This is a genomic window from Sphingomonas sp., from assembly GCF_041661885.1.
Lineage (GTDB): Bacteria > Pseudomonadota > Alphaproteobacteria > Sphingomonadales > Sphingomonadaceae > Sphingomonas.
In genome coordinates this window covers 553,077-569,328 of the sequence record NZ_JBAZTL010000001.1, presented here as the reverse complement: position 1 = coordinate 569,328, position 16,252 = coordinate 553,077, and the positions used below count along the sequence as shown (strand labels likewise).

Below are 16,252 nucleotides of genomic sequence, written 5' to 3'. Positions count from 1 at the left end.
TCTGCGGGTATGGATTCCCGCCTGCGCGGGAATGACGAAAGAGGAATGACAATGCGCGTTTATTATGATGCCGATGCCGATCTGAACCTCATCACCGACAAGAAGATCGCCATCGTCGGTTATGGCAGCCAGGGCCACGCCCATGCCCAGAACCTGCGCGATTCGGGCGTCAAGGAGATCGCCATCGCGCTGCGCGCCGGTTCGGCGACCGCCAAGAAAGCAACCGAGGCCGGCTTCAAGGTGATGACCAATGCCGAAGCCGCCGCCTGGGCCGACATCACCATGATCCTCGCGCCCGACGAGCATCAGGCCGCGATCTATGCCGACGATCTCCACCCAAACCTGAAGCAGGGCGCGACGATTGCGTTTGCGCATGGCCTCAACGTGCATTTCGGGCTGATCGAGCCGCGCGCCGATCTCGACGTCATCATGATCGCGCCCAAGGGCCCAGGCCACACCGTGCGCAGTGAGTATGTGAAGGGCGGCGGCGTTCCCTGCCTGATCGCGATCCATCAGGACAAGAGCGGCAACGCGCATGACATCGGCCTGGCCTATGCCTCGGGTGTCGGCGGCGGTCGCTCGGGCATTATCGAGACCAATTTCAAGGAAGAGTGCGAAACCGATCTGTTCGGCGAGCAGGCCGTGCTGTGCGGCGGCATCACCCACCTGATCCAGGCCGGGTTCGAGACGCTGGTCGAGGCCGGTTACGCCCCGGAAATGGCCTATTTCGAGTGCCTGCACGAAACCAAGCTGATCGTCGATCTGCTGTATGAAGGCGGCATCGCCAACATGCGCTATTCGATCAGCAACACCGCCGAATATGGCGACATCACCACCGGCCCGCGCATCATCACGCCCGAGACCAAGGCCGAGATGAAGCGCGTCCTCGCCGACATTCAGGGCGGGCGGTTCGTGAAGAACTTCGTGCTCGACAACCGCGCGGGGCAACCCGAGCTAAAGGCAGCACGCAAGGCCGCCGCCGCGCATCCGATCGAAAAGGTCGGTGCGGAACTGCGCGCGATGATGCCGTGGATCGGTGCCAACAAGCTGGTGGACCAGACCAAGAATTGAGCCACATTCCTTCGGTTCTGGTGGAGGGCGCGTCACGCGCCCTCCACGAAACGGATCGTTGCCGAAACAGCGTTTGACGCTGCCGCCTGTTGCGCCGCACTTGGGCGCCACGTAACAGGAGAACCGCAATGCGCCTTACCCACCTCTACACCGCCACCGCCGCCGTCCTGCTGTTCGGCGCACCCGTGATCGCACAAATCGCGCAGCCCGAGACGCTGCACGGGGCGGGCACCGTCGCCGATGTAAAGGCCGGCACCTATGCGGTAGAGCCTTATCATACCCAGGTTACCTTCAGCGTCAGCCATTTCGGCATTTCGCCTTATGCCGGCACCTTTTCCGATGCGAGCGGGACGCTCAAGCTCGATCCGGCCAAGCCCGCCGCCACCCAGCTTGACGTGACCATTCCGATCGCCAGCATCCAGACCACCAGCGCCAAATTGACCGGCGAGCTGAAAGAGGCCGACTGGTTCGACGCCGCCAAGTTCCCCACCGCGACCTTCCATTCGACCAAGGTCACCCCGCTCGGCACTGATGCCGTTTCGGTCGACGGTACGCTTACGCTGCACGGCGTAACCAAGCCCGTCAGCTTCCGTGCCAAGCTGTTCGGCGCGGCGACCAACCCGCTCAGCAAGAAGGCTTCGCTCGGCTTCCTTGGCCGGATGGTGATCCATCGCTCGGACTTTGGCGTCAGCAAATATGTGCCGGTCGTGTCGGATGAAACCGTGCTGGTCATCAACGCGGCATTCGAGCTGCAGTGAACCAAACGATCCCCCCGTCCGAAGACATCGAAGGCCGCCCCGGCGTGGGCCGGGTCGAGGCGTTTTCGGACGGGGTGATCGCCATCATCGTCACGATCATGGTGCTCGAGCTGCACCCGCCGGTCGCAGCAGGACTGGGGCATTTATGGGCGCTATGGCCGATCTTCTTCGCCTATGCGCTCAGTTATCTCTACGTCGCGCTCTATTGGTCCAACCATCACCGGTTGTTCAGCCATGCGACGGTGGTCAGCAACGGGCTCATCTGGTCCAACATGGCGCTGCTGTTTTCGCTGTCGCTGGTGCCGTTTTCGACCGCCTATCTCGGCGAGCAGCATTTCAGCCGCGACGCGACACTCGTCTATCTCGTTACCATGTTCGTCCCGGCCATCGCTTACGCCTGGCTACAGCGCGTGATCCGGGCGACCGGGGTGCAGGGCGTACGCGCCAGCCGCTATCATGTGGCGACGTTGCGCAAGGGTATCGTCGCGATCATCTTGTATCTGGTGGGGATGCCGCTCAGCTTTGTCTCCCCCTGGCTCGGCGTTGCCTGTGCACTGCTGGTCGCGATCCTGTGGTTCCTGCCCAATAGTCCCTTCGACCGACTGTTTGAATCCCGGACTGGACAGCCTACCCCGTGACTTGCTAACCCGCCGGACGATGACGCAGGCCCTGCTTCTTTCGCTGCTTCGACTTACGCGCCCTTAGGCGCGCCCCTCGCCGCGCGCCCGCTGGCCGCGCGCGACCCGCCTAAGGGATCAACCGCCCCGAACGCCGATCCGCGATACCGAGCGAGACACATCATGCTGCGTGACCCTTCGACCAAATACCGCCCCTTTCCCACCATCGACTTGCCCGACCGGCGCTGGCCGTCGCAGACCATCACCACCGCCCCGCGCTGGCTCTCGACCGATTTGCGCGACGGCAACCAGGCGTTGATCGACCCGATGGATGCCGAGAAGAAAAAGCGGATGTTCGACCTGATCGTGAAGGTCGGCATCAAGGAAATCGAAGTCGGCTTCCCGGCGGCGGGTGCGACCGAATTCGATTTTATTTCCGGGCTGGTCCAATCAGGCAGCATTCCCGACGACACGATGATCCAGGTGCTGACGCAATCGCGCCGCGACCTGATCGAAACGAGCTTCCAGTCGCTGCGCGGCGCGCGCGCGGCGATCGTCCATCTCTACAATGCGGTGAGCCCGGCGTGGCGCAAGATCGTGTTCGGCATGACCCGCGCCGAGGTGAAGCAAATCGCGATCGATGGCGCGATGATCCTGCGCGACCAGGCCGCCGCCCAGCCCGACACCGACTGGTTTTTCGAATACAGCCCGGAAACCTTCTCGACCGCCGAGCTCGATTTCAGCCTCGAGGTTTGCGAGGCGGTGATGGACGTGCTGCGCCCAACGCCCGACCACAAGCTCATTCTCAATTTGCCCGCCACGGTCGAATGCGCGACGCCCAACGTCTATGCCGACCAGATCGAATGGTTCGGGCGCAATATCCGGGGGCGTGACACAGTGGCGCTCAGCCTGCATCCGCATAACGATCGCGGCACCGGCGTCGCCGCCGCCGAGCTTGGGTTGATGGCGGGCGCTGACCGCGTCGAGGGCTGCTTGCTCGGCAATGGCGAGCGCACCGGCAATTGCGACCTCGTCACCGTCGCGCTCAACATGTACACGCAAGGCCTTGATCCGAAACTGGACTTTTCGGACATCGACGCGATCGTCAACACCGTTACCTATTGCACGCAGCTCCCCGTGCATCCGCGCACGCCATATGCCGGGGACCTGGTGTTTACCGCCTTTTCGGGCAGCCATCAGGACGCAATCAAGAAGGGCTTCTCTGCGCAGGAAGCCAAGAACGATACGCTGTGGGAAGTGCCCTATCTGCCAATCGATCCCGCTGATCTCGGGCGCAGCTATGAGGCGGTGATCCGCGTCAATTCGCAATCCGGCAAGGGCGGCGTCGCCTGGGTGATCGAGCAGGACAAGGGCCTGAAACTGCCCAAACGCCTGCAGGCCGATTTCAGCCGCCATGTGCAGCGCCTCGCCGACGAAACCAGCCGCGAAATGAACGCCGCCGACATTTGGGGCCTGTTCGAGGCGACCTATCTCGCGCGCGACGAAGACCGCTTCCGGCTGCTCGATTATAATGAGAGCGGCAGCGTCGGCGACCGGCTGTTCGTCGGCCACGTCGCGGTCGATGGCGAGGAGCGTTCGATCTCGGGGCGCGGCAATGGCTTGATCTCAGGCGTCATCGCGGCCCTTGGCGAGACGACTGGCCCGCAGCTCGACGTGGTCGATTATAGCGAACATGCCATCGGCCACGGCGCGGATGCGCAGGCGGCGGCGTATGTCGAATGTCGCACGGGTGATGGGCGAACGGTGTTCGGCGTCGGCATCGACGCCGACATCGCGACCGCCAGCGTGCGCGCGGTGCTCAGCGCGGCCAACCGGGCGTAGCGCCCTTCCCGTTCGCCCTGAGCCTGTCGAAGGGCCCGTCTTTGCAGGCCCCAGATCCTCGCTTCAGGCGAGCGGGGCTTCGACAGGCTCAGCCCGAACCGGGGGCAATCGGACAAGACCGAAATTGCTACCGCCCGCGCACGATCTCGCATCCGACCGCCGCATCGGGATACACGTCGGGCTTCGAGGTCCGCACCATCACCCGCTCGACGCGCGGGTCGGCGAGGCACAGGTCCGCGATCGCTTCGCACAAAGTTTCCTGCAAATGGAAATGGCGATCGGCCACCAGCGCCTGCACGCCCGCGCGCACGAAATCATAATCGAGCACCGCGTCGATGCGATCTTCGGCGGGTGGCGCGGGATAGACCACCTCCATCCGTACCGAGACGATCACGCGCTGCCGCGCCGCGAGTTCGTGCGGATGGATGCCAAGCCCCATCGTCACTTCGAGACCATCGAGGATGGTGGTGAAGTGCACGCTCATATCCGCCCCTCGAACATCACGTCGCGCGCGCGCGGCAGGAAGCGCTGCCCGCAATCGACGAACACATTCTGCCCCCCCACCCCGCGTGCCGCCAGCAGGAAGGCGACCGCGCGAGCGATGTCCTGCGGGTCGACCGGGCGTTGCAGCAGGTTCTTGCGCGCTGCCTCGGCAAATTCGGCCTCGCTCTGGTCGGCGCTCGGCAAAGACAGCCCCGGCGACACCGCATTGACGCGGATGCGCGGGCCCAATGCCTGCGCCAGCATCGTTGTCGCACCCGCAAGCGCGAACTTGGCGCAGGTATAAGAGAAGAAATCGGGGTTGAGGTTGACGATCTTCTGGTCGAGCACGTTGACCACCGCACCCACCGCCAGATCGTCCTGCGCGGCCAAGGCATTGGCGAGCAGCACGGGTGCTTCCAGATTGACCGCATAATGGCCGCGCAACAACACCGCGCTCACCTCCGGCGGCGTGTCATAGTCGAAGAGCGACGCGCTGTTCACCACCGCCACAAGCGGCGCGCCAAACGCTGCCCGCGCCGCCGCAACCAACGCGCCCGGCACCACCGGGTCAGACAGATCGCCGGTCAACACCGTGGAGCCGGGTAAGGCCGCCGACAGACGATCCGCATCCTCCGCCGAATGCAGGTGGTGGATCGCGACACGCCACCCCTCCTCCGCCAGATGCCGCGCGATCACCGCGCCCAGGCGGCGCGCGGCCCCGGTCACCAGCACGGTTCGCGTCATTGCGATCAGCACCCCATCAAGGCGAGGATTTCCTTGCGGCTGCGCTCGTCGTCGCGAAACACACCCATCATCCGGCTGGTGACCATCGCCACGCCCGGCGTGCGCACGCCGCGCGCGGTCATACAGGCATGGCTCGCCTCGATCACCACCGCCACGCCCAGCGGCTTGAGATTGTTCCAGATGCAATCCGCAACCTCCGCCGTCAGCCGCTCCTGCACTTGCAGACGGCGGGCGAAGGCATGGAGCACCCGTGCCAGCTTGGATATGCCGACAACGTAATTGCCCGGCAGATAGGCGATGTGCGCCTTGCCGATGATCGGGGCCATGTGATGTTCGCAGTGCGACTGGAACGGAATGTCCTTCAGCAGCACGATCTCGTCATAGCCGCCCACTTCCTCGAAGATCCGCGCCAGATGGATCGCCGGATCGTCGGCATAGCCCGAGCAATACTCCCGCCACGCCCGCGCGACTCGCTGCGGCGTCTCGAGCAAACCTTCACGCCCAGGGTCGTCACCGGCCCAGCGGATCAACGTTCGCACCGCTTCAGCCACCTCGTCGGGCACCGGAATCTTGGCCGGCGCAGCGACCAGATCGCCAATTTCACCCGCGTCTGAACTATCGCCCATCGTTTTCCCTTATCCTATGGAACGCCCTTGCCGTTACGGCACACCCACTTCGCCGTACTGCAACATGAATTTTTGCTCACGCAGAAACTGTTCTATTTTGACCACACCGGCGCAACACCGCAGTTTCCCTCTTATTATGTCATTGACGGGCGATTCAACGACACGCTATTTCACAAACCCTAAATTCGAAAACCGGCACCCGGCGCAAGACTGGGGCTGACCATCAAGGGGATGCCATCATGAAGAAGTTCGAATTGCTTGCAGCGTCGGCTCTGGCGATGTTTTCTGCCACATCGGCGCTTGCGCAAACCACCCCTTCCACCCCCGCTCCTGCACCCCAGGCCGAGGCCAATACCGATGGCGACGACATCGTCGTCACCGCGACCAAACGCGAACAAACCCTGCTCGACACACCGGTCGCGGTTTCGGTAACCAGCGCTGCGACGATCGAGCAAGCGCAAATTCGCGACCTCAAGGATTTGCAAAGCGTCGTGCCGTCGCTCCGCGTCAACCAGTTGCAAAGCTCGGCCAACACCAACTTCATCATTCGCGGTTTCGGCAATGGCGCCAACAACGCGGGTATCGAGCCCTCGGTCGGCGTGTTCATCGACGGTGTGTACCGCTCGCGTTCGGCGGCACAGATTTCGGATTTGCCCAATCTCAAGCGCATCGAAGTGCTGCGCGGACCACAATCGACGCTGTTCGGCAAGAACGCGTCGGCTGGCATCATCAGCATCGTCACCGCCGAACCCGCCTTCAAATTCGGTGGTACGGCAGAGGCGACCTACGGCAATTACAATGCGGTCGTGCTGAAAGGGGCCGTCACCGGTCCGATCAGCGATACGCTCGCCTTCAGCATCGGCGGCAATTACAATCGCCGCGACGGCTATGCCTATGACGTCCAGCAAAAAACCAACGTCAACGATCGCAACCGTTGGGGCATTCGCGGGCAATTGCTGTTCCAGCCCAATGCTGACTTCAAGATCCGCGTGATCGGCGATTACGATCGGATCGACGAAAATTGCTGCGTTGCTGGCAACCTCATCAACGGCCCCACTGGCGCGATCGTCAATGCGCTCGCCGGGGGCACCGGGATCGACGCGCAGAACGTATTTTCGTACAGAGTTTACAACAACTTTCTGTCGAGCAACAAAATCGACAACTATGGCGGGTCGATCCAGGCCGATTACAATTTCGGCAAATTCGGCCTGACCTCGATCACCGCCTATCGTGAAGTGAAAAGCGCCACCAACCAGGATTCGGATTTCACCGGTGCCGATTTGATCGGGCGGAATTCGGCCAATGTCGGGATCGATACGTTTACGCAGGAATTGCGTCTCGCCACCGATTTCGAAGGGCCACTCAACTTCCTGCTCGGGGGCTTCTATTTCAACGAGAAGATCAACCAGCGGAACCAGATCACCTTCGGGTCGCAGTTCCGCCCTTATGGCAATGCGCTGATCCAGGGCGCGACCGGTGGGGCGCTGAACGTTGCCACGCTGGAATCGACCTTCGGCGCGCTTGAGGGCAATCCGGCAAAATATACCGGGACCTTTTTCCGCACAGGCGACGGGCTGAACGAATCCTATGCGTTGAAGGACGAATCCTTCTCGATCTTCGGCACAGCCGATTTCAAGCCGGTCGACCGCCTGACGCTGACCGCCGGGTTCAACTATACCGATGATCGCAAGCGCTTCTCGACCAACGTGGTCAGCAGCGACGTGTTTTCGAGCATCAACTTCGACGCACCGCAATATGCACCGTTCCGTAACCAGTTGCTCTATCAGGGCGGCCTTGCGCAATTGATCGGCACGCAATTGGGCCTTGGCCGCTCGGCCACCGCAGCCGAAATCGGGGCGTTCGCAGGCGCCAACCCGGCGGCTTTCAGTGCAATCAACGCGGGCGCACTGGCCAATGCCAATGCCAACCAGAACAACCCTGCCGCCAACCCGCTCGCTGGGCTACGCCCGCTCCAGTTCCTGCCGCCATTCCAGAACGTTCCCAATGCGGTTGAACCGGGCAAGACCAGCGACGGCAATTTCTCCTACACGTTGCGCGCGGCGTACAAGCTCGACAACCACCTCAACGCCTATGTGACCTATGCAACGGGCTTCAAGGCGAGTTCGGTCAACCTGTCGCGTGACAGCCGCCCGACCGCGGCCGATTTGATTGCGCTGCGCACGGCGGGCCTTGCGGTCGTCAACCTCGGCTCGGGCTCGCGCTTTGCCGGTCCTGAAAAATCGCGCGTGATCGAAGGCGGTATCAAGGGGCAATATCGCAGCTTCGCCTTCAACCTGGCGGTGTTCCAGCAGCAGATTACCGGTTTCCAGAGCAATGTGTTCACCGGTACCGGCTTCTCGCTGCTCAACGCGCCCAAGCAATCGACCTTCGGCATCGAATTTGACGGCAGCGTGACGCCGTTCAAGGCGCTAACGCTGAACGGGGCGGTCACCTACCTCGATCCCAAGTACGATTCCTTCCCCAATGGCGGCGCGATCGTTGCGGGCACCTACACCGTCGGGCCGGTAAACCTGTCCGGAACGCGTCCGGCCGGTATCCCCGAATTCGCCGCATCGGTGGGGGCCACCTATACCCAACAACTGTCCCACGGGATGAAGCTGTTGCTGCGCGGTGACTTCGACTATCAGACCCCGGTCCAGATCGCCGAAGGCGTCCTCAAAATTGAACGCGAGGTCAAGGAACTCAACCTCGCTGCCACGCTCCAGTTCGAGAATGGATTGGAAGTTTCGGCCTGGGGACGTAACGTTACCAACAACCAGTATATTACGACGATCTTCTCGTCGGTGGCGCAATCGGGTAGCGTATCGGGCTATCCCAACCAGCCCGTCACCTATGGCGGTACGATCCGCTTCAAATTCTAACCGAGTCGTCATGACCGTGCAGGGCCCGTTTTCCGACACCGGAAAGCGGGCCTTGTGCGTTACCCGGCGCAAACTTGCGATTCTCAGGCCAAACCGACCCGTTTCAAGGCATTGTAAGGCGTGACAAGGGCCAAAAGGCAGCGCACAAGGAGGGCAGCGCTATTCAAGGCGTGAAACCGATGTCGGTTGTAACGACACTCAGGAAGGACACATAATGGCCAAGACCCCAACCGCGAAGAGCGATGCGCCCAAGACCGGCGGCATCTTCGCGCCCATCACCCCCTCGGCCGAGCTCGGCGCGATCGTCGGCACCGACAAGCTGCCGCGTAGCGAAGTCATCAGCAAGGTGTGGGCCTATATCAAGGCGCACAATCTCCAGAACCCGGAGAACAAGCGCGAGATCGTCGCGGACGAAAAGCTGAAGAAGGTTTTCGGCAAGGACAAGGTGACGATGTTCGAAATGAACAAGCACCTGGCCGGCCACATGAAGGCCTGATCCTTCCCGGATCGCTTTTAAAAAGACGTCGGACGCCGGCACCTCCGCAGGGGTGTCGGCGTTTTGCGTGTGTGGGGGGCTTGCTCCTCCCCTTCTTCCTCCCCTCCCTGAAAGGGAGGGGTTGGGGGTGGGTGGGCTGATGGTGGGCGTTACGCCCGATTACGGGCCAACCCACCCCAGCCCCTCCCTTCCAGGGAGGGGAGGAGCGAGAACCAAGCGCCCCTTACTATTTGGCTGCCTCGGCCTCAGCCTCCCCCGGCAGACGCACGCTGGGCTCCGCCAATTGCAGCGGTTCGTTCTCGCTATAGCGCGCCAGCGCCTCGACCGGTGCGACATCCTCCAGCTCACGCGCGCCGGTCTCGATGTTGAGATCGCGGAACTTGCGCCCGGTCACCATCAGGCGGCCGTTGAACGAGTTGGAGAAGCTGTTGAAATTGTTGACCGCGCTGTTGAGCCCCGCCCCGACCTTGCGCAGATCATCCGCCACCTTGGCGAGACGGTCGTGCATCTCCTTGCCCAACCGCCCAATCTCAGCCGCCTCTTTCGCCAGCCGCTCCTGCCGCCACACCGCCGCAACGGTGCGTGCGATCGCAATGAGGTTCGTCGGCGTGGCCAGCAGCACGCGCTTGTCGAAGGCGAAATCCCACAAGGTCGGGTCCTGCTCGAGCGCCGCCGACAGGAAATGCTCGCCGGGTACGAACATGATGACATAGTCGGGCGCGTCGGCGAACTGGCTCCAATAGGCCTTGTTGCCGAGCCCATTGACGTGCGCACGCATCGCCGCTGCGTGCAGCGCCAGGCCACGCGCGCGCTCGGCCTCGTCGACCGCGCCGAACGCGTCCTGATAGGCGTTGAGCGACACCTTGGCGTCGATCACCAGGCTGCGTCCGCCCGGCACGGTGACGATCGCATCGGGGCGCAGCCGCCCGCCCTCGTCACCGCCCGAAACCGATACTTCGGTCTGGAAATCGGTATGTTCGGACAGGCCGCAGCTTTCGAGCACGTTCTTCAGTTGCTGCTCGCCCCAGCGCCCGCGCGATTTGGGCGCGTTGCGCAGCGAATTGACCAGCTTGGCCGCCTCGCTCGACACCTTCTCTTGCCCGACGCGAAGCCCCTCCAACTGCCCTTTGAGCTGGTCGAACGCGCTCAGCCGCTCGCTCTCGACCTTGGTCACCGCTTCCTCATATTTCAGCAGCCGCTCGCTGACCGGCTGGAGCATCGATTTGAGGTTCTGCCCGGCGGTTTCCTCGGACTGGCGGAAGCGTTCGTCGGCGCGTTTCAGGAAAACCTCCTGCGCGTCGTTGAGCAATTTGTTCGACACTTCGGCAAATTGCGTGGCGAGCAACTCCTTGGCGTGGAGCAACTCGGCAATGCGCGCCTCATGCGTTTCGCGCACCATCGTTAAGCGTGCTTCATCGGCCTCGCGCATTTCGGCGAGGCGGCTTTCGAACGCCGAGCTGTGCGTTTTCAGCGCGGTATTTTCGAGCCGCGCGACATCGCGCTCATCGCGGATCGCGGCAAGTTCGGTGCGCAATTGCGCGGTTTCTCGCGCGCGTTCCTCCGCACTCGCCAAATCGACGATGGCGCGCTTGAAATCCTCATTGCGCGCATCGCGCTCGGCGCGCGCCTGCGCCGTGCCGCGAATCCCGAGCAGGAAACCGATCGCCAGGCCAACCAACAGCGCCGCCACGGCAAACAGGGCCATCGTCACACCGGTCATACGAAATCTTTCTGGAACATTCTGCGAACCTGTAGCTTGGGCGACCCGTGTCGTAAATCCTCCCCGGCACGGGGAGGGGGACCCTGCACCTTTAGCGAAGGGCGGAGGTGCGCGCGCCATACCCAACCCTATCGCCTGCCGCACGCCCCCTCCACCATTTTGCTGAAGAAGCAAAACGGTCCCCCTCCCCGTTCCGGGGAGGAGTTGCTAAGGCGCTCTTATGCTCACTGATATCGCGATCTCGCGCGCCGCCACTTTACAGCCCATTGGCGCGATCGCCGCCGCCGCCGGGATCCCGCCAGAAGCGGTTGAACCCTACGGCCATCACAAAGCCAAGATCGACCTTTCACGCCTGCCCGCAACAGCCGCGCAAGGCCGCCTGATCCTGGTCACCGCGATTAGCCCGACCCCGGCAGGCGAAGGCAAGTCGACAACGTCGGTCGGCCTGGCCGATGCGCTGAACCGCACCGGGCGCAAGACGATGCTGGCGCTGCGCGAGCCGTCGCTCGGGCCCTGTTTCGGCACCAAGGGCGGCGCGACCGGCGGCGGTTATGCGCAAGTGGTGCCGATGGAGGACATCAACCTCCATTTCACCGGCGATTTTCACGCGATCACCAGCGCGCACAATTTGCTCGCGGCGATGATCGACAACCATGTCCATTGGGGCAATGCGCTCGACATCGACGTGCGGCGGATCGTGTGGCGGCGCGTGCTCGACATGAACGACCGGGCGTTGCGCGACATCGCGCAGTCACTCGGCGGCCCGGCCAATGGCTACCCGCGCGAAAGCGGGTTCGACATCACCGTTGCCTCCGAAGTGATGGCGATCCTGTGCCTGGCGAGTGACTTGCACGATCTGGAGGCGCGGCTCGGGCGAATCGTCGTCGCCTATACCCGCGACCGGCGGCCCGTCACCGCGCGCGACCTCAAGGTCGATGGCGCAATGGCGGTGCTGCTGGCGCAAGCGATCAAGCCCAACCTCGTCCAGACGCTGGAGGGCACGCCCGCCCTCATCCACGGCGGCCCCTTCGCCAATATCGCGCATGGCTGCAATTCGGTGATCGCCACGCGCACCGCGCTGGGCCTGGCCGATTATGTGGTGACCGAGGCCGGGTTCGGCGCGGATCTCGGCGCGGAGAAGTTCTTCGACATCAAATGCCGCCAGGCCGCGTTGAAGCCCGCCGCCGCCGTGATCGTCGCGACCGTGCGCGCGCTGAAAATGCACGGTGGCGTCGCCAAGGCCGATCTCGGCGCGCCCGATGCGGAGGCGGTGCGGCGCGGTGGCGTCAATCTCGCCCGCCATATCGAAAATGTCCGCGCCTTCGGGGTGCCGGTGGTGGTGGCGGTCAACCGCTTCGATGGCGACACCCCCGATGAATTTGCGGTGATCGAGCAGATTGCCGCCGAGCAGGGCTGCAAGGCCGTGCTGTGTACGCATTGGGCCGAGGGCGGTGCCGGGGCCGAAGCGCTGGCCGAGGCGGTGGTGGCACTGTGCGACCATAATGCCGGCCAATTCGCGCCGCTTTATTCGGACGAGCTATCGCTGTTCGACAAGATCAACACCGTCGCCACGCGCATCTACCGTGCCGAGGAAGCAATTGCCGATGCCTCGGTCCACGCGCAGCTCGCTCGCTGGGAAGCCGCAGGTTTCGGGCATTTGCCGGTGTGCATGGCGAAGACGCAGTATAGCTTCTCGACTGATCCGGCCAAGCTCGGCGCGCCGACCGGCCATGTCGTGCCGGTGCGCGAAGTGCGCTTGAGCGCGGGCGCGGGGTTCGTGGTGGCGATCTGCGGCGAGATCATGACGATGCCTGGCCTGCCGCGCGTGCCGGCGGCGGAGGGTATCCGGTTTGGAGCCGGGGGTGAGATTGAGGGGTTGTTTTAACCGCTCCCTCTCCCCTTCAGGGGAGAGGGAGAAGAGGTCACGCCGACTTGCGCTGTTTTGCCAGTTTCTTGAGCAGCATGTCGCGCTTGAGCTTGGAGATATGGTCGATGAACAGCACGCCGTTCAAATGGTCGATCTCATGCTGCAACGCCGTCGCCAGCAAACCGTCGAAATCGGCCTCGTGCCGCTCGCCCTGCTCGTCGAGCCAGGTCGCGCGGCAGCGCGTCGGGCGTTCCACCTCGGCATATTGCTCGGGGATCGACAGGCAGCCTTCGTTATAGAAGGACGTTTCCTCGCTGAGCGAAAGCAATTCCGGGTTGATATAAACCAGCGGCTTGCGCACCGGCTTGGCGTCTTCCGCGTCGCTTTCGGGCTCCTGCAGGTCGATCACGACGATGCGCTGCTCGATCGCGACCTGCGTCGCGGCAAGGCCGATGCCGCGCGCGGCGTACATCGTATCGAACATGTCGGACACGATCTTGCGCACGCCATCGTCCACCGTTTCGACGGGCTTGGCGACGGCGCGGAGACCGGGATGCGGAACTTCAAGGATTTCTAGGACAGCCATTCAGGCGAGCTAGGAAAGCAACAGGCGTCCGTCAAGTTTCGTTCTTCTCCGCGCGGCAGCGCTCAAGAAAAAGAAAGAGTGGTTCGCGCAGAGGCGCAGAGGACGCGGAGAACGCTATCCCTGCGTCCTCTGCGCCTCTGCGCGAACCATCTTTCTTCTTAAATCACCCAACCGGTCGCCGCGCACGCAATGCCTGAGCCAGCGTGCCCTCGTCGAGATAATCGAGTTCGCCGCCCACCGGCAGGCCGTGCGCCAATTGGGTGATGCGCACCGGAAACCGCTCGATCCGCTCGATAATGTAATGTGCCGTGGTCTGCCCCTCCAGCGTCGCGTTCATCGCCAGCACGACCTCGTCGATCCCGCCTTCGGCGATGCGGCGCACCAGCGAATCGATCGCCAGATCCTCGGGCCGCACGCCCTCCAGCGCCGACAGCCGCCCGCCCAGCACATGGAACCGCCCCGGAAACAGCCGCGACCGATCGAGCGCCCACAGATCGGCAACCTCCTCCACCACGCACAGCGCGCGCGCATCGCGGCGCGGATCGACGCACACGCCGCACGGATTGGTGGTATCGATATTGCCGCACATCGAACAGGTTGAGAGCCGTTCCTCAACCGCCATCAACGCACTCAGCAACGGCCCCAGCGCCGCCTCACGCTTCTTCAGCAAATGCAGCACCGCGCGCCGCGCGGAGCGCGGCCCCAGCCCCGGCAATTTGGCGAGAGCCTGTGTCAACGCTTCGATTTCGGGAGAGGCCATAGGAAACAGATAGGGGGTTGCGTTGCGCCAGCGCAAGCGGCCAGAGCATGTCGCCATGCGGATCATATTTATGGGAACCCCGGACTTCTCGGTGCCGGTGCTGCAAGCCTTGGTCGATGCCGGGCATGAAGTCGTGGCGTCGTACAGCCAACCGCCGCGCCGCGCCGGGCGGGGCAAGGCGCTTACCCCCTCCCCCGTCCAGGCCCGCGCCGAGGCCTTGGGCATTGCCGTGCGCACCCCCGTCACGCTGCGCGATGCCGAGGCACAGGCTGAGTTCGCTGCCTTTGGGGCCGATGTCGCGGTGGTCGCCGCTTATGGGCTGATCCTGCCGCGCACGGTGCTCGGCGCGCCTGCGCGGGGGTGTCTCAACGTCCACGCCTCGCTACTGCCGCGCTGGCGTGGCGCGGCACCGATCCAGCGCGCAATCCTCGCGGGCGACGACGAAACGGGCGTGTGCATCATGCAGATGGAAGCCGGGCTCGACACCGGACCGGTGCTGCTGCGCGGCACCACCGCGATCGACGGCAAGACGGCGGGCGCGCTGACCGACGAACTGAGCGCGATGGGCGCACGCCTGATGGTGCAGGTGCTGGGCGACTTCGACGCCTATCCGCCCGAGATGCAGCCCGAAGACGGCGTGACCTATGCCACCAAGATCGACAAGGCCGAGGCGCGGATCGACTGGACGCAATCGGCGGACGCGGTCGAGCGTCACATTCGCGCCTTCAACCCGGTGCCCGGCGCGTTCTTCGAAGTTCAGGGCGAGCGCATCAAAGTGCTGGCGGCAGACCTTCTCCCTCTCCCCGCAAGCGGGGAGAGGGTGGCCGCGCGTAGCGAGGTCGGGAGAGGGGCAGTCCTGCAGAACGCCGACGATGCGCGCAGCCCATCTCCCCGGCCCTCTCCCCACCAGCAAGCGGGAGAAGTGCTCGACACGCTGCTCACCATCGCCTGCGGCAGCGGCGCGATCCGCCCGACCTTGCTGCAACGCGCCGGGCGTGGCGTCATGACCACCACGGACCTGCTGCGCGGCTTTCCCATCCCCACGGGCACGCAGCTTTGACGCGGTTCGCGCTGACGGTCGAGTTCGACGGACGCCCCTATATGGGCTGGCAACGCCAGCACCACGGGCCAAGCGTGCAAGCCGCGATCGAACGCGCCGGCCGCGCAATCACCGGCGAGGAGGTCACCGTCCATGCCGCCGGTCGCACCGATGCCGGCGTTCACGGCCTCGGTATGCGCGCGCATCTCGACCTGACGCGGACCTTCACCCCGTTCCGGCTGATGGAGGCGCTCAACGCCAAGCTGCGGCCAGACCCGATCGCGATCCTCGACTGCGAGATCGTGCCCGATGACTGGCACGCACGCTTCTCGTGCATCGCGCGGCATTATGAGTTCCGCATCGTCACCCGCCGCGCCCCGCTGACGGTCGAGCGTGGGCTGGCATGGCGTATCCCCGCGCCACTGAATGTAGTAGCGATGGCGGAAGGCGCCGCGCGGCTGGTCGGGCGGCACGATTTCACCACCTTCCGCTCGGCGCATTGCCAGGCCGACAGCCCGCTGCGCACGCTCGACCGGCTTGATGTAGTGGCACAGGGGGAGCGGATCAGCGTGTTCGCCTCGGCGCGCTCGTTCCTGCATCATCAGGTGCGCTCGATGGTCGGCTGCCTGGCATTGGTCGGCGAGGGCAAATGGAACCCCGACGACATGACCACCGCGCTCGAAGCCCGCGACCGCACCGCATTGGGCTTCAACGCTCCGCCCGACGGCCTGTACTTCCTGCGGGCCGATTATCCTTGATGG

General features: G+C 63.8%; 15 protein-coding genes. 9 read left to right on the top strand and 6 right to left on the bottom strand.

Features of this window, described 5'->3' with window-relative positions; translation table 11 throughout:
- Positions 1–51: 51 nt before the first annotated feature.
- The 4 genes from ilvC (at position 52) to leuA (ending at position 4,288) form a co-directional block, all read left to right on the top strand.
- Positions 52–1,071, top strand: coding sequence for a ketol-acid reductoisomerase (gene ilvC, locus WC704_RS02810; RefSeq protein ID WP_372888453.1), 1,020 nt, complete (start codon positions 52–54; stop codon positions 1,069–1,071).
- Between the two features lie 128 nt (positions 1,072–1,199).
- Positions 1,200–1,829, top strand: a complete 630-nt coding sequence (locus WC704_RS02805) for a YceI family protein (protein ID WP_372888452.1) — start codon at positions 1,200–1,202, stop codon at positions 1,827–1,829.
- Positions 1,826–2,467 carry a TMEM175 family protein gene (locus tag WC704_RS02800; protein WP_372888451.1) on the top strand — a complete coding sequence of 214 codons (642 nt, stop codon included), beginning with the start codon at positions 1,826–1,828 and terminating at the stop codon, positions 2,465–2,467. Before WC704_RS02805 ends, WC704_RS02800 begins: the two co-directional genes overlap by 4 nt.
- Before the next feature lie 162 nt (positions 2,468–2,629).
- Positions 2,630–4,288 (top strand): 2-isopropylmalate synthase, encoded by a 1,659-nt coding sequence (gene leuA / locus WC704_RS02795; protein ID WP_372888450.1) that lies wholly within the window; start codon positions 2,630–2,632, stop codon positions 4,286–4,288.
- A gap of 127 nt (positions 4,289–4,415) precedes the next feature.
- Here the strand turns inward: leuA and WC704_RS02790 are convergent, their stop codons facing one another.
- From WC704_RS02790 to folE, 3 genes are read right to left on the bottom strand one after another with little or no spacing between them, the layout of a single operon-like run.
- Positions 4,416–4,772 (bottom strand): dihydroneopterin aldolase, encoded by a 357-nt coding sequence (locus WC704_RS02790; RefSeq protein WP_372888449.1) that lies wholly within the window; start codon positions 4,770–4,772, stop codon positions 4,416–4,418.
- Positions 4,769–5,515: an SDR family oxidoreductase gene (locus WC704_RS02785; RefSeq protein WP_372888448.1), complete on the bottom strand. Its 747-nt coding sequence runs from the start codon at positions 5,513–5,515 to the stop codon at positions 4,769–4,771. Before WC704_RS02785 ends, WC704_RS02790 begins: the two co-directional genes overlap by 4 nt.
- Positions 5,516–5,520: 5 nt before the next feature.
- Complete coding sequence (gene folE, locus WC704_RS02780; protein WP_372888447.1) at positions 5,521–6,141, bottom strand: GTP cyclohydrolase I FolE; 621 nt, start codon at positions 6,139–6,141, stop codon at positions 5,521–5,523.
- 239 nt (positions 6,142–6,380) lie between these two features.
- Between folE and WC704_RS02775 the strand changes: the two genes are divergently transcribed.
- Together WC704_RS02775 and WC704_RS02770 are read left to right on the top strand one after the other, a co-directional pair.
- Positions 6,381–9,023 (top strand): TonB-dependent receptor, encoded by a 2,643-nt coding sequence (locus WC704_RS02775; protein WP_372888446.1) that lies wholly within the window; start codon positions 6,381–6,383, stop codon positions 9,021–9,023.
- Between the two features lie 214 nt (positions 9,024–9,237).
- Positions 9,238–9,519, top strand: coding sequence for an SWIB/MDM2 domain-containing protein (locus tag WC704_RS02770; RefSeq protein WP_010403256.1), 282 nt, complete (start codon positions 9,238–9,240; stop codon positions 9,517–9,519).
- A 226-nt stretch (positions 9,520–9,745) separates the two neighbouring features.
- Here the strand turns inward: WC704_RS02770 and rmuC are convergent, their stop codons facing one another.
- Positions 9,746–11,239, bottom strand: a complete 1,494-nt coding sequence (gene rmuC, locus WC704_RS02765; RefSeq protein ID WP_372888445.1) for a DNA recombination protein RmuC — start codon at positions 11,237–11,239, stop codon at positions 9,746–9,748.
- A gap of 220 nt (positions 11,240–11,459) precedes the next feature.
- Between rmuC and WC704_RS02760 the strand changes: the two genes are divergently transcribed.
- Positions 11,460–13,124, top strand: a complete 1,665-nt coding sequence (locus tag WC704_RS02760) for a formate--tetrahydrofolate ligase (RefSeq protein WP_372888444.1) — start codon at positions 11,460–11,462, stop codon at positions 13,122–13,124.
- Positions 13,125–13,161: 37 nt separating this feature from the next.
- On the opposite strand, the gene def is transcribed toward WC704_RS02760, so the two are convergent.
- Positions 13,162–13,692, bottom strand: coding sequence for a peptide deformylase (gene def, locus WC704_RS02755; protein WP_372888443.1), 531 nt, complete (start codon positions 13,690–13,692; stop codon positions 13,162–13,164).
- A 163-nt stretch (positions 13,693–13,855) separates the two neighbouring features.
- Positions 13,856–14,452 carry a recombination mediator RecR gene (recR, locus tag WC704_RS02750; protein ID WP_372888719.1) on the bottom strand — a complete coding sequence of 199 codons (597 nt, stop codon included), beginning with the start codon at positions 14,450–14,452 and terminating at the stop codon, positions 13,856–13,858.
- Between the two features lie 55 nt (positions 14,453–14,507).
- Here recR and fmt point away from each other — a divergent pair, with 55 nt between their 5' ends.
- Together fmt and truA are read left to right on the top strand one after the other, a co-directional pair.
- Positions 14,508–15,512 carry a methionyl-tRNA formyltransferase gene (gene fmt / locus WC704_RS02745; RefSeq protein WP_372888442.1) on the top strand — a complete coding sequence of 335 codons (1,005 nt, stop codon included), beginning with the start codon at positions 14,508–14,510 and terminating at the stop codon, positions 15,510–15,512.
- Positions 15,509–16,249: a tRNA pseudouridine(38-40) synthase TruA gene (gene truA / locus WC704_RS02740; RefSeq protein WP_372888441.1), complete on the top strand. Its 741-nt coding sequence runs from the start codon at positions 15,509–15,511 to the stop codon at positions 16,247–16,249. Before fmt ends, truA begins: the two co-directional genes overlap by 4 nt.
- Positions 16,250–16,252 lie beyond the last annotated feature (3 nt).